Origin of the sequence: Pectobacterium sp. HCp5_1, assembly GCF_032905925.1 — a bacterium.
Lineage (GTDB): Bacteria > Pseudomonadota > Gammaproteobacteria > Enterobacterales > Enterobacteriaceae > Pectobacterium > Pectobacterium brasiliense_A.
The window spans coordinates 1-13796 of record NZ_JAUMIO010000020.1; the positions used below are offsets into that span (position 1 = coordinate 1).

16 protein-coding genes are annotated in these 13796 nt (G+C 48.3%); 7 read left to right on the top strand and 9 right to left on the bottom strand.

The genetic code is table 11. The annotated features are described in order from the left end of the window. A partial coding sequence (locus Q3A88_RS14320; RefSeq protein ID WP_317178188.1) for a hypothetical protein occupies window positions 1–206 on the top strand: 206 nt, incomplete at its 5' end. Continuing rightward, window positions 139–306, top strand: a complete 168-nt coding sequence (locus Q3A88_RS14325) for an AraC family transcriptional regulator (protein ID WP_317178147.1) — start codon at window positions 139–141, stop codon at window positions 304–306. The genes Q3A88_RS14320 and Q3A88_RS14325, both read left to right, overlap by 68 nt. A 13-nt stretch (window positions 307–319) precedes the next feature. Here the strand turns inward: Q3A88_RS14325 and Q3A88_RS14330 are convergent, their stop codons facing one another. Then, window positions 320–1327: a Gfo/Idh/MocA family oxidoreductase gene (locus Q3A88_RS14330; protein WP_317178148.1), complete on the bottom strand. Its 1008-nt coding sequence runs from the start codon at window positions 1325–1327 to the stop codon at window positions 320–322. A 145-nt stretch (window positions 1328–1472) separates the two neighbouring features. On the opposite strand from Q3A88_RS14330, the gene Q3A88_RS14335 reads away from it, so the two are divergent. Beyond that, complete coding sequence (locus Q3A88_RS14335) at window positions 1473–1649, top strand: hypothetical protein (protein ID WP_010285665.1); 177 nt, start codon at window positions 1473–1475, stop codon at window positions 1647–1649. Window positions 1650–1673: 24 nt separating this feature from the next. Here Q3A88_RS14335 and Q3A88_RS14340 read toward each other — a convergent pair whose 3' ends face one another. Beyond that, the gene (locus tag Q3A88_RS14340) at window positions 1674–3434 is read right to left on the bottom strand and encodes a type III effector HrpK domain-containing protein (RefSeq protein WP_317178149.1); all 1761 of its coding nucleotides are present in this window, start codon (window positions 3432–3434) and stop codon (window positions 1674–1676) included. A 768-nt stretch (window positions 3435–4202) separates the two neighbouring features. Here Q3A88_RS14340 and Q3A88_RS14345 point away from each other — a divergent pair. The 3 genes from Q3A88_RS14345 to Q3A88_RS14355 all read left to right on the top strand — a co-directional run bounded on the left by Q3A88_RS14345 (window position 4203) and on the right by Q3A88_RS14355 (window position 7735). Beyond that, the gene (locus Q3A88_RS14345; RefSeq protein WP_039467361.1) at window positions 4203–5021 is read left to right on the top strand and encodes an oligogalacturonate-specific porin KdgM family protein; all 819 of its coding nucleotides are present in this window, start codon (window positions 4203–4205) and stop codon (window positions 5019–5021) included. A gap of 132 nt (window positions 5022–5153) precedes the next feature. Next, a complete protein-coding gene (locus Q3A88_RS14350; RefSeq protein WP_039286334.1) occupies window positions 5154–5906 on the top strand; it encodes an oligogalacturonate-specific porin KdgM family protein in 753 nt (250 codons plus the stop codon). A gap of 122 nt (window positions 5907–6028) precedes the next feature. Next, window positions 6029–7735: a pectate lyase gene (locus Q3A88_RS14355; protein WP_317178150.1), complete on the top strand. Its 1707-nt coding sequence runs from the start codon at window positions 6029–6031 to the stop codon at window positions 7733–7735. A 216-nt stretch (window positions 7736–7951) separates the two neighbouring features. Here Q3A88_RS14355 and Q3A88_RS14360 read toward each other — a convergent pair whose 3' ends face one another. The 7 genes from Q3A88_RS14360 to Q3A88_RS14390 form a co-directional block, all read right to left on the bottom strand. Beyond that, window positions 7952–9073, bottom strand: a complete 1122-nt coding sequence (locus tag Q3A88_RS14360; protein ID WP_014915523.1) for an ABC transporter substrate-binding protein — start codon at window positions 9071–9073, stop codon at window positions 7952–7954. Window positions 9074–9494: 421 nt separating this feature from the next. Further along, window positions 9495–9821, bottom strand: a complete 327-nt coding sequence (locus Q3A88_RS14365; protein ID WP_317178151.1) for a hypothetical protein — start codon at window positions 9819–9821, stop codon at window positions 9495–9497. Between the two features lie 112 nt (window positions 9822–9933). Next, window positions 9934–10485, bottom strand: a complete 552-nt coding sequence (locus Q3A88_RS14370) for a hypothetical protein (RefSeq protein ID WP_317178152.1) — start codon at window positions 10483–10485, stop codon at window positions 9934–9936. 111 nt (window positions 10486–10596) lie between these two features. Further along, window positions 10597–10950, bottom strand: a complete 354-nt coding sequence (locus Q3A88_RS14375) for a hypothetical protein (protein WP_180791788.1) — start codon at window positions 10948–10950, stop codon at window positions 10597–10599. A 267-nt stretch (window positions 10951–11217) separates the two neighbouring features. Next, window positions 11218–11466 carry a hypothetical protein gene (locus tag Q3A88_RS14380; protein WP_180791786.1) on the bottom strand — a complete coding sequence of 83 codons (249 nt, stop codon included), beginning with the start codon at window positions 11464–11466 and terminating at the stop codon, window positions 11218–11220. Window positions 11467–11730: 264 nt separating this feature from the next. Continuing rightward, complete coding sequence (locus Q3A88_RS14385) at window positions 11731–12135, bottom strand: DUF4279 domain-containing protein (RefSeq protein WP_317178153.1); 405 nt, start codon at window positions 12133–12135, stop codon at window positions 11731–11733. Window positions 12136–12144: 9 nt separating this feature from the next. Continuing rightward, window positions 12145–13611 carry a VENN motif pre-toxin domain-containing protein gene (locus tag Q3A88_RS14390; RefSeq protein WP_317178154.1) on the bottom strand — a complete coding sequence of 489 codons (1467 nt, stop codon included), beginning with the start codon at window positions 13609–13611 and terminating at the stop codon, window positions 12145–12147. 29 nt (window positions 13612–13640) lie between these two features. Here Q3A88_RS14390 and Q3A88_RS14395 point away from each other — a divergent pair, with 29 nt between their 5' ends. Continuing rightward, window positions 13641–13772 carry a SymE family type I addiction module toxin gene (locus Q3A88_RS14395; RefSeq protein WP_317178155.1) on the top strand — a complete coding sequence of 44 codons (132 nt, stop codon included), beginning with the start codon at window positions 13641–13643 and terminating at the stop codon, window positions 13770–13772. The last annotated feature ends 24 nt before the right edge of the window (window positions 13773–13796 follow it).

The window sequence follows — 13796 nt, forward strand, 5'->3', positions numbered from 1 at the left end:
CGGGTCTGTTTGCTCACAAAACGGGCATTTTACCTCAACCGTTGCCATCAGGCTCTTCTTCTAAATATTTAGGAAAACAGATGAACATTCTACCTGACGATCACCGAGTTGAATACGTGACCACTTTCCTCGACAGAGTTGAAAATCGCAGAGATTGCGGAGAATGCCGGTTTTACGGACAGCGCGTATTTTTGCATGAAATTTAAGATCGTCATGGGCTGTAGCCCTGCCACTTTTAGGCACAGGATCTGGGCATCACAAAATTTGGCAGCCCCGGTTCAGATGACACCGTGTCTGCCGGATTGACGTTTTATGATCGTCAGGCGATCTTCTTCGCGGCCTGCTGCGCCAGAATCGACAGTTCCGTCGCTTTGAAGATATGCGCTTGCGACATCGCGCTTTCGGTGCGTTCACGACAGTCACGAAGGAAATCTGGGAAAAAGGTGCGTTCGACGCTGCCTGCGGGAGTAAAGCGCTGTTCGCCCTCGCTATTCACCAGATAAACAACATTGCTTTCGCCGCGCGTCAGATCGACATATTTCCTGATTTCGATATAGCCTTCCGTCCCCAGTATCGTTAGGCGACCGTCGCCCCAAACGCTCAGCCCGTCCGGCGTAAACCAGTCACAGCGGAAATAGCCGGTTGCCCCATTGTCGCCTAGCAGCATAGCATCGCCAAAATCCTCAAACTCTGGCTGACGCGGGTGGTGATAATTCGCCGTCTGGCTGGTCACCACTCGCGCGTTGGTATTGCCGGTAAAATAGAGAAACTGTTCGATCTGGTGGATGCCGATATCGCAGAGGATCCCGCCGTACTGACGCTTTTGATAAAACCAGTCGGGCCGCGCGCCGCGTTCACGATGGGGACCAACGCCGATCGTCTGAATGACTCGCCCGATCTCGCCCCATTGCACCAGTTCACCGGCAAACAGCGCGCTATCCACATTGATTCGCTCATTAAAGTACACAGCAAACTTGCGGCCGGTTTCGGCCACCCGACGTTGGACGGCATCTAACTGCTCCAGCGTGGTCAGCGGCGGTTTCGCGGTGAAGAAGTCTTTACCCGCATCCAGCGTGCGCAGCGCCAGTTCGGCTCGGTCACAGGGAACCACCGCACAGGCAATAAGATCGATAGACGCGTCAGCAATCAGCTGTTCCGCAGAATCGGCAAAAGAAACGGCGGGGAACAGTGAGATGAATTTTTCCCGATTATTTGGATCGGACTCGAATACGCCAGCCAGTTCCGCGCCCGCATCAACCAGTTGCCGACACATGTCATAAATGTGGTTGTGCGCTAACCCAATCGCCGCAAATCGAATCTTTTTCATCTCCACCTCTGCCGATATCGTCATGCCGAACCACTACAATAAGGCGGAAACCGAGCCGGCTAAAGACAAAAGCCACGTAACACGTTAGAATTTTTCCTGTTTTTTTAACATATCCACATTTTCCGCAACGCAACTAAAGATAATCATGAAAAGAAAACGTATTCTGATCCCTCTCATCATTCTGATCCTGTTTGTACTCTATCTGAATCGCGATGCGCTGAATCCTTTTGCTCCTGACTGTAAAAACCTCCCGGCGAATCAACCCAAGCCCGAAGAGTGTAAAAAACCAGTGAAAGAAGTCGCCCCGGGCTTTGAAATTTAAACTTTTGAAATTTAAGCAGGCGTATTAGCGCGGCTTGGGAATGTTGAACTGTTCCAGCGCGGGATTCACCGTTTTGGCAAAATCTTCCCGTCGGTTCTGGAGCTTGCTTTTGGCATTGAAGAAATTCACCAGCTCCGCAATCCCCATACCGATGCTGAGCGCCCCACTTACCGCCCAACCCACCGGACCTGCGGCCGCACCAACGGCAGAGGCGGCAGCCGCACCGGCGGCTTCACCCGCAATGGCACCCACCACCTTTCCGGCAATCGCTGCGCCAGCTTTACCCGCCAGCCCAATGGCCGTTTTGCTCCCCGCCGCCTTGGTTAAATCCTCTGCGTGTAGCGACGATTTAGCAAAATTCATTACGCTGCGTCCGGCCTCTTTCACCGCTTGTGCATCGCTTTTTGCTCCGGCTCCCGAAGGTGTTGCAGCCGAGGGCGAGGCATCCAACCCAACAGACCGCGGTGTGGCCGGTGACGCCGTAGAGAAACGTTGGTTCATCGCCGCCTGCGCCAGCGACGGATCGGACAGCAAAATGGTGTTGATCTCGCGCGGTACCGCCTGCTCAAAATGCTGAATCACATCTCCATCTTTCTGTAGCGTTTCAATACGTTGATTCAGCACCTTTTCTGTTTCTTCGGTATTCCGATATTCACGCCCCGCGACCACTTGTTCCAGCGTCTGTTGCAGTTTAACCAGCGCCGCCGATTTTTGCGCTCCGCTGTACTGCTGCGGTTGAGTAAAAACCGCGTCATTCAGCTTGCTGATATCGGTTTTTGCCGCCAGCCCCAATGACGCCGCGTTATGTAGCGTATCCGCCGCGTCCTGGCTGTTCGCCGGTGCCTGCTCGCGAATCCAACTTTTCATATCCTTCATCATCAGCTTGCCATCATGCGGGACTCGTGCCAGCTTCTCCCCTTTGACATCCGCATGTTCCAGAATCCCAAATAATCCAGGGTGCGACCAGATCCTCGCAGCCGCTTTTAGCTGGGGCGCTAGCGTCGGGTTATCGGTGACGATCGCGTTCAGATCGGCCAGGGTGCTGGTGCGATCGTTCTTTTGCGGCGGAGAATGCGTATAGGATTTTTTGGCATCGGCGGCATTCAGCAGCGACTCGTTAGCCAGTAACAGCGCGGACGATTGCACTAACCGCAGCGACTGTGCATCGGCTGCCGGATTTTTCTCCCTATAGTCCTTTACGGCGTGGCTGGCATCGTTGGCGCGCCGCTCCATGTTTTTAATAAAGGATTTGGTATCACGATTCGAGATATGTCCGTCGGCTCTGCCGCCATCTTTTGCCGTATCCATCGCCGTATAGATTGCAGGATTTTCACGCAGGTAGATGAGCGCTTTTTCCGCGTTAGTCCCGCCATCCTGTAGCATTTTCGCCGCTGCCAGCGGGCGATTCAGCGCCTTTGCCGCCTTCTCGCGTTCATTTTCTGGCAGATCGCTCAGAAGCGCCGACCACTTTTCCAATGCCTTCGCGTTACTGTACTCCGAGCTATCTATCGCCTGAAGATCGACGATCGGTTTCGGCTCCGCAATCAGCGAGCTGTCTGCAATCTGCATGGTTGGCAGCGCGCGCGTGGGTGCCATCGTTCTCAAATCAGAGGGAATCTGCGGTATGTTTGGCGACACAGCGCCAAAATCGATGGAACGTGAACCCGACCGCATAGCTGGCGATGCTGCCTGCTGTCCACCCAGACTGCTAGCCTCTGTATTATGTTGCGCAGGCAAAGGCGCGGCACTTCCCCAACGGCTTCCGCCCTCAATACGATTGATCATTCACGTCCCCATTCTGCTGTCGTCAGGATTAACAAACGGATCTCCCGCATCATGCAAACACAGAAAGGCCTGCAAACGTGCCGATCGCAGCATGACGGAGATAACTAAGCGTTGAGTGGCGTAAAACTACGATAAGTTCCTGACGATATTTAGGGGCATTTGATGGCTATTGACCGCTTATTCATTTTTATGGAAATCGCTTTCCACAGAATATTCTCGGAATGATGGTGGGGAAATAAGGCAGATCACAGGTTAAGTGTTGTTCAATTACATATCACTATCATCATTAACATTCAAGAGACACCTCCTCTTCTCTGAAAACCATTTTCTCCGTTACGTCTATTCCTGACGCTTACAATAACCAGACCAAATGATTACAAAAAATTTCAAAGAGTAACCAAATGTGTGATCCACATAAATGAAACAACGTTTCCTTTTCACCATAATGCCACTCACCCTAATTATCAAGTCTGCTGATAATTAGACTAACCGGTAAACGGTGGGAATTATCAACATTCACTCATCAGCATAAGCCATTTCGCTGATTGAAATACGCATAAGCTACGTCGTATATAAGGAGTCATCAATGCATTGATAGCAACCTGATTTACCAGGGAGAAAGCCCTGCCTGACATTATAAATGGCGTCATCATCATTCCTGGTGATTCTATTTTTACGCCCAAAAAATGACATCAACTGTCTGGTTTTAAAGATAGAGACTGCGCTCGCCAATAATATTATTTATTCATCAAAAAAGAGAAAGACAGAATGAAAATATACACACGTAACCTACTCATCGTTTGTGCCGGATTCACGCCGTTCCTCGTCCAGGCAGAAACCGACGGCAAAACCACCTTCCAGTATGAACACAACTGGAAGACGGAAGACCGCCGCCACTCAGACTCTATCAAGCTGATTCATAAGAAAACTAACGGCTGGTCGTACGAAGTCAAATTCAGTACGTCAGCGGGCGGGAACAGCAACTACGACGTTGCCTATGATGACATGCAGGGCGGCTCTGGCGGCATGGTGATCGGCAAAGACTTCAAGTTAAGCAAGGCTGCCACCTTAACGCCGAGCTTCGAATTCTCCATCGGCAATTCAACCATGATGTATCAGCCGGGGCTGAAATATAACTACCGAATTAACAGCGACTGGTCCACTTATGGCCGCTACCGCTATGAATATAAAAAGCCTTCCCGCAGTTCGCGTTATTCGACCATTTCCGCATCTGACAAATATGGTTACGCAGGGGAATCTTATTTGTCAAAATCGGACACCGGACGTCATCGCCTGGATGCGGGGGTAACGTATTCCGGTTTGGATAAAATTAATCTGACTTACGTCTTTAACTACTACATCGGTGATAACACCACAAAATCGTATAAATACAGCAAGGGTGAATTCACGGAAAGAGAATACGCGGTTTACGATAATGGGAAAACGGATTATGAACATCAGTTCAAAGTTCAATATAAGTTAAACAAACAGCTAACTCCTTACATTGAGTATGATGATATTAGCCAATCCAGCACATCATCAAGCCGTCAGGGGAAAATCAAAGTTGGTTTCAACTACGTTTTCTAACAAACACAGAATTTTATAAAGGAAATATACCGTATTTCGTGCCGTGTTGATGAAGAAAATGAATTCATGAATGAATTTTGTCTATCAGCGCACAATTTTCATAATTAACGATCAATATTAATGGTGCCCATAATGAAAAAACGCTACCTTGTGGCCGGTATTCTCTTTGCCCAAATTTATGCTATTTCCGCGTCTGCCTCTGATACCAAACTCAGCTATGAACATAGCTGGGGAACAATGAATCGCTATCACGGTGATGAAATCGGTATGCGGCATTTTATGGATAATGGCCTGTATGTTGGCGTTGAGCTGAATTTTTATAATAAGAATAAAGATCTGACCATCGATGATGTCGTCTCGAATTCTTATGCTTTTTATACCGGCTATGCCTACAACTTAACGCCTGAATTAACCCTGACGCCGAATCTGGAAGCGCGCTTCTATTCCGGCGGCACCAGCGGCGAAGGCACCGTGGGTGATATCGGCGCTAGCCAGAGTTCCGGCGCACGCTATACGCCAGGTTTGAAATTGACCTGGGCTGTGACTGATAAGACGGATCTTCATGCGCAATATCGCTATGACCTCAGAAAAATTACCCGCAGCAAACGTACCAGCACGGATGATGACACTCACCGTCACCGCTATGAAGCGGGCGTGGCCTACAAAGGTTTCGACAATTTCACGCTGGCGTACACCGCTTACTACTATCACGCGGATTACGTGCTGCAAAACAACAAAAAGCATGACTACCAACAGGATTTCGACGTGTCTTACACCATCAACGACAACTGGACTGCACACGTTGGCGTTGAAGATGTGGCCAGCGGACGCGATGTGAAATCACGTGAAGGGAAAGGAAAAGTCGGCTTCACCTATACGTTCTAACCACGGCTTACCTTTCTAACAACAGCTTACTGCTATGCCATCTTTCTCGGGGATCCTGTTCATAGCGGGATCCCTTTATTACAGCTCTGGATGAATCATCGTTACAGTTACAGGTAGATAAAATGAAAAGATTTGCGCTGTCACTCCTTGCGGGTCTGGTTGCTTTACAGGCCAGCGCCGCTACGCCTGACCGTCTCACCATCGTCAATCAGTATGTTGATAACGTGCTGACCAAAGCTGGCGACCACTATCACGGTCAGTCGCCTACGCCATTACTTGCGGATGGTGTCGATCCGCGTACGGGCAAACAGATGGAGTGGATTTTCCCTGATGGTCGTCAGGCCGTGCTCTCCAACTTCTCCGCACAACAGAACCTGATGCGCGTACTGGTCGGGCTCAGCAACCTGAGCGGCAACCCTAGCTATAAGCAGCGTGCCGAAGCGATAGTGAAGTATCACTTTCAACATTATCAGGATGAGAGCGGCCTGCTGATTTGGGGCGGCCACCGTTTTGTGGATCTAAAAACGCTACAGCCGGAAGGCCCGAGCGAAAAAGAGATGGTGCATGAGCTGAAAAATGCCTATCCCTACTACGATTTGATGTTCAGCGTCGATAAAGACGCAACCGCACGCTTTATTCGCGGTTTCTGGAATGCGCACGTTTATGACTGGAATATCATGGAAACCAGTCGCCACGGTAAATACGGACAAAAAATGGGTGCGCTCTGGCAAAGCCCGTTTGAGCAACAGCCGCCCTTCTTCGCCACCAAAGGCCTCAGCTTCCTGAATGCGGGTAACGATCTGATCTATTCCGCCTCGCTGCTGTACAAATACAATAAAGAAGACGGCGCGCTGGTCTGGGCAAAACGTCTGGCACAGCAGTATGTGCTGCCGCGGGATAAAGCGACTGGACTCGGCGTGTATCAGTTTACGCAGGCGCTGAAGCGCGATGAAACCACCGACGATGCCGATACGCATTCCAAATATGGCGATCGCGCCCAGCGTCAATTCGGCCCAGAGTTCGGTCCTACCGCGCTGGAAGGCAATATGATGCTGAAAGGACGCACCAGCACGATCTATTCCGAAAATGCGCTCATGCAGCTCCAGTTGGGTAAAGATTTAGGGGCGGAAGGCAAGGAACTTCTGACGTGGACAACCGATGGCCTGAAAGCCTTTGCCAAGTATGCCTACAACGAGTCCGATAATACGTTCCGCCCGATGCTCGCTAACGGCAAAGATCTCTCCAATTACGTTCTGCCGCGTGATGGCTACTACGGCAAAAAAGGCACCGTGATCAAGCCTTATCCTGCGGATAATTCATTCCTGCTTTCGTATTCTCGTGCCTATACCGTTTTACCGGACGCCGAGCTGTGGCGTGTCGCACGCGGCATCGCTCGCGCACAGGGGCTGGGTGAGTTAGGTTCAGCGCCGGGTAACGATGTCAAAGTGGATCTCGCTACCAAGAACAACGATCCTTACGCCCTGTTCGCGCTGCTGGATCTGTATCAGGCGAGTAAAGTGAAAGACTATTTGTCGCTGGCGGAAAAAGTGGGCGATAACATTATCAGCACGCGTTATCAAAACGGTTTCTTCATGGCCGATCCCAACCGACAATATGCCGATGTCGATACCATCGAGCCTTACGCTTTGTTAGCGCTGGAAGCGGCGGTACGCAATAAACCACAGTCCGTTGCACCATTCCTGAATGGTGCGGGCTTCACCGAAGGCGGCTACCGTATGGAAGATGGCTCAACCCGCGTGTCCACTCGCGATAACGAGATCTTTCTGTTGAACGTTGGCGAAACCTTGAAACCCAACAACAAGAAATAAGCGTTAACCCTCAACATGCCAATGGTGGTTCGCTGCCATTGGCAATCCCCTCTTGTTATCCTGCTCAATTATTCACCGAACAAGACCGTCATTATCAGGTGTGATTCTTAATCATGTAATTCTTAATCATATGCTGCTTAACATGTGGAGCTTACAGAACGTAATGCCGGCCACGATGAACGTGACCAGCATGAAGTAACGCAATAATTTTAAGCGTTAGTTAACCAGAGGCACCTCTGGGTGCACGCCGAGCCATCCCGGAGTCGGTTCGCCTTTTGCTTCCCCCACATACAAACTCAGCTGTGAGCGAAAACGTTCTACGGCACCGCGATCGTACATGAAATCAGCGAAAGCCTGAGGGCGGGTGTTACGGTATTCCCAGATATGTTTGTAGCCCACTGGCGGCTCAACATCGGTACGCACCGACCACATACGCGAGACCTGAGTTTGCGTTTGCGGATCCAGCACCCAGCTTAGGTACAGCTTGGCGCTTTCCGGGTGTTTAGCCTGTTTGAAGATAGCGGCACGTTGCGCCCAGGAAACAAAAGGATCGGACTTCGGCAGAACAAAGCGGGTCACAGCATCGGCTGCCGGAACGAGCGCTCCGGAACTGGTAAACGTCGCGCTATATTTTCCTGTCGCGATCTCAGCACCAGGTACGTTGGTGCCGCGCACGTAGACGGGATCCTGCTCCTGCAATTTTTTAACAAAATCCCAGCCGTATTTATCCACGGCCAGCTTGTACCAGAACAGCACCGCATCGTCGTCGTTCGGATAAGCCAGAATCAAATTACCTCTCAGATTGGGACGAAGGTAATCATTAACCTCGCGCGGCCAGGATTTTTCATCGAGAAGCTGGGTGTTGACCAAATTACTGAATGCGATGACATAGGCACCAGTCCAGGCACCATCTGCATCACGAAATTCCGGGTAAATTTTGTCCCAGCCACGCGCTTTGTAGTTCAGCAACACGCCTTCCTTTTTCCAGCGCGGGAAGTTCTGCACCGTTTGCAGTTGCACCACATCAGGAATCAGTGTGCCGGTCGCCAGTTGGTTATCGATACGGGCATCATGGTATTTGCTGTAATCGACAATCACATTCAGTTTCATGCCAGGAAAACGCGTCTCAAATGCCCGCTTGAAGCCAGCCTGCTGTGACTGCACATCGCCACCGGCATACACGGTGACCGTACCGCCTTCTCTCAACGCACTCTGATAGATTTGATCCAGCGAACGCGTCTCAATTTCGACGCCCGCCTGACTTTGTCCGACGCTGAGACCGGCCATCATGGCTAGCATCAGCACTGTTTTCTTCAGGTACTTCCCAGTGTATTGCATTGTGATTTCCTTCACTTAATGAATAAAACCCGTACCGACAAACGACAGATAGCAGCCGTTAAAACGGCAACGGTGTAGCCAGCGAATCGCGAGTCAGCGACGCGCAGGATTGGATCGACGTTAGAGGATCGTCAAAAATAAATCAGAATAGAAAGCGCATAGTCCTTCATTGATATATCTCCCATCCGAGGATCATCTCCCCCGTTTCCATTGGGGTATTTAGCCTTGAGTTTACAGGATTAAATAAAAACACATACGAAGAAAAAGCGAACAATATAGTTAAAAATATTGAATAGCTAAAATGAGATGACACTTTCAGGTAGGGATAGATGCAATATAAAAACATAGGATGGAATTATTTATCTTATAAAATTATTTCAATTCCAATGATATTGATTAATACCATGCCAAAATGATAATATTAGGATTGTAATTTATTTTCACACAGAGGGAAAAACATTACCGGAGAATACATTTTCTGGCATAACGTCAAGTCAAGATAATCCGGGAGCAGACCATATTCATCCAGAAACACCCGATGCTGCGCAATAATTGCGAACGCTTGCTGCAACGGCGCTTTTATTTGTTCTGCACCGGCAATCCACTGCTGATTATACCGTAAAAACTCCGCCGTTTTTTCCAGTTCCGCTAACGACCATTGGTCGACGGGATCGTAAGCCAGTTCAAGCTCGGCGATATAGGTTCGAAGCTCAGATAAATAACGCTGGAACAGATCAAAATCAGCCACGGTGGCACAGGCAGCTCGATTAAAAAAAGCGTTAAATGCCTGCTGAACCAATCCCCTATTCATATAATGCACATCCCTAATCTGTCTGATTTTCGTCATATTCTATATCAACTTATTGCGCGTACGGCACCGAATACACTGCAAATATTCTGCATGGGCCCGGTTCACAGCCGTAAAAAACGCCACTTTCCAGATGTTTTTTTGCCTCATCAAAAGACGCCAGCAGGCAATGCTCATTGACCTCCAGATCCTGTGCCATATGGTTGCAGGATAAATAGGAACACTCCGGTGATTGCTCAAGGTGGAAAGAGACAATATCAAAACCCTGCAACACTTTTTGCTGTGGTATCTTCACATCGGTATCAAAAGATGCTTCCGGCTCGAACAGACTCCATTCTACTGTATCTTCATCATACTGATACTCGTATGCCTCGTAATAAAACATCGTAGTATCAGCCAGATCAATTCCTTGTTCTCTTGCAAGAGAATAAATTACCTCCGGTGAATCAAACAGCCAGTAGCCATTATGTCGCCAAAACTGAATATATTCACAAAAGGCATCAGAGACACAGCAGCTCACCGAGTAAATGTCCTTTACCTGATCGGCGTTAAGCCAGTCCGGCTTTAACGCGACTCTTTTAGCTAAATATCCGATGGGGATCATATTATTTCCATCCTTCGACTGAAGAGAACCATACCTATAGAAAACTATAAAAATGATGGCCAATTAGGATATTTTAGCCATTTTTAGCGAATGACCTTGTTATATATAGAATTACTTATCCAATATTTCAGGATCATACAAAGGTGATGCCTGCATTTTGGGCTTGATTTCTTCATGCCAAGCCTTAAAAATCCAGTCTTGTGGACGATTATTTATCACAGGATTGGCCTTAAGATCGATTTCTATTGCTTTTTCTATATTCCTATAGCATTGCATATAGTCAGGTTTCGATAGTTTAGAGAAATCTAAGGTTTGATCGTATAAATCATATGTTTCATAGATTTCCTCCATAATCTCTTTGCTTATCTGGCTGATGTAGGAGCGTAAATATTCAGCAATAACATCAATTGCTGAAGACCCCAATGACACACCGTTATTTTTTGAAAAATACAAAAATCCAGCCATTTTTACCTCAAGATAACAATCTTTGCCTTATCTGCCTGAGACAAGGTTAACCTTCTGTACGCACGACATTCATCACCTGCGCACCGATGTGCCTGTTCAGGCGTTTTTGCTCTTTCTCTTTGTTAAAGCACGTTTTTCACGTGCTCAACTTCACGGCTCAGCGTGGTGATATCCTGCACATTACCGGCCACTGAGCAGGAAAATTTGAAAATTTAGAACTTAGATGTAATAACCACAAACAGGATTCTTACTGTCACACACATTAGCTTAGCCAATTTTATATTTCATACAGATGTCATTTGCTGTTAACTCACCATTAACCAACTGATTATATTCACTCTCTATAATTTTCACTTTCTGTTCTCCAACTCCCTGAGCTCCTGACAAACAGGAAAAAATATATTGATGTTCATTTAATTTTTTGACTCTCCACCAATCAGCGGTTGAGAATTCATCATCTCCCAGTGGCGCGTTGTCGGGATATGAAAATAGTTTCTCTGTATAATATTTACTCATATCGTTAATTCACTACCATCATTATATTTATTTAAATCAATAAGCTGGACCTTTGATTTATGTGAGAAATCCACTACAGATTCAGAAATACCATCAAATGTCTTTCATCCAGACAACCAAGGCTGCAACTCATCTAGGTACTGGCTGGAAACCGCAGGATATTGGACAGATCCCCCGGTAGTTACCACCATTGAGTACAGCCAGCTTCTGATCCGTATTGTGAATAAATAATCCCGCCCCTTTTAGAGGACAAGATTTTAATTTCTAGCTATAGATGTATAAATCAACTGAACTTTCCGCACCTATCTTCCCTAAGAATCGATTTGTTTCTGCTGTCCAGTAAATTGCTGGTTTTTCACCATTCTCTATTTCGACTAAAAGTGAAAGGATGAATGTGACATCATATCTTTCTTTTATTTCATCTAAAACATCAGTTTTATCCTTCAGTAAAAACAACAATTTTTTCGTTTGTTCATTGACATCATATGACTCTTCTTTCTCTGTACATATTGACCAACTAGTCTCGACACTCGGTCTTTTTCTTGTTCCACTGATGATACCTTTTATATTAACCTCTGCTGGTTCAATCCCTAATAACTTAGTTATCTCACCAGGGTCAAAAACATCACCACAAACAGAGAACTCTGCTTTTACCTTTGTCTTATCCATCCGATTACCCTAATTATTTATGAACTCACCAGTTGGAACACCCTCACCTTTACCACCTTTCCTGAAAATCCACAACTGCCCACTATCTTTATCGACATAAATGTCATACAACTTAATTTCGGCCTTAGAACCCAAAAAGTCTTTTTTAATTTGATGGGCATCCACCCCATTTTTTTTCAAATATTTATCATCAGCCACTTTTATATTAGATGGTTTTTCTGCTCCATTATCAAGCCCATCACTTATCATATTATTCGGTAAATCAGGAGCACCTTCAGTATTACCCGTATTATTAGGTAATTGCCCTACAATCTGATCACCACCAGTATGGTTGGGCCCGGTATTAATCTGACCATTATCATTACCAGTATGATTTGCTCCCTGTTCAGGTAACTGATTTCCTCCTGTATTGGTTGGACCTGATTCCGCTATCTGGTCACCACCTGTATGAGAAGGCAAATATTTATCCTGAAGCGAGCTCAGATATCTCACTGTGATCTCATCATTACCCATCATTTTCAGTGTGATGAGATGCTCCAGTTCCTCCGTCGAGAGCTTGTCTGCGATTTCTTTCGCTACAACAGCAGTAATACCCGCTTTTACGCCGATTTCAAGTAACTGCTCCGCTACCTTAGTTCGGCATGGTGCCGCTATAGCACATCCTTCAACCAACACTTTACCAAAGAGATTATTCTCCACCGCATTGCGCCCGGACTGCGCGCCGCTGGCGGCGGAAGCGGTGCTGTTGCTCGCCAGGCCGGATACCAGCCCGGAGGCCAGCGTGGAAAGCGCGCTGACCGACTGCTTTTCCTCTTCCGTCAGGTCGTTCGCCGTCTTGCCGGGATATTGTGCGGCCATAATCGCACGGGCGGCCAGTTCGCCGCTGGAGGCACCAATCGCCCCTGCTGCCGCATCCTGCCCCGACAGCTGCGCGACTACTGCACCCACCACCGCGTGCGCCATCGCGTTGGCCGCGATATCCGACGCCGTGATTTTGCTTTCATCCTTCGGTATCGTGACGTCTTTCACCAGCTGCGCCAGATACGGTGATGCACCGCTGGCAATCGCTTTCTGAATGTCCCCGCCCGCCAGTGCCTGGATCGCCGCCGTGGCTGCCTGTGCCGCACGCTGGAAATCACTGCCTGTGCCGTATTTCTTCATCTCGGCTTTGTAGGTCGGCGATTCCGTCAGCGCCTTTTTATAGACTTCCCATTCCTGCACCGAATCACCGTCCTGCGGACGCTTGACTTTGGCGTCGCCCTTGGCTTCCGCCGCTTTCTGCGCTTTCAGCTCGCCTTCCGTGCGCACGATATCCATCACCTGCGCGCCGATTTCGCCAATCAGCTGCGCCTGTTTCAGGCGTTTCTGCTCTTTCTCTTTGTTAAAGATCGGGCTGAGCGCGTTGTTCGCGTGCTCAACGTCACGGCTCAGCGTAGTGATATCCTGCACCTGCTTCGCCGTATCCCGCAACAACAAGGTGCCGTCGTCACGCCGACCGCAACAATATGACGCGCTATTACAGCCCCAGCCTGCACCTTCAGGGCAACTGGCTCGACGCGGCAGGATTTGCGACCGATACCCCGGTCATCATCACCGTTGAACAGGGGCAACTGGTGATACGCATTGTGGCTGAGTGACAGGCAAAAAAATCCCAGCCTTTT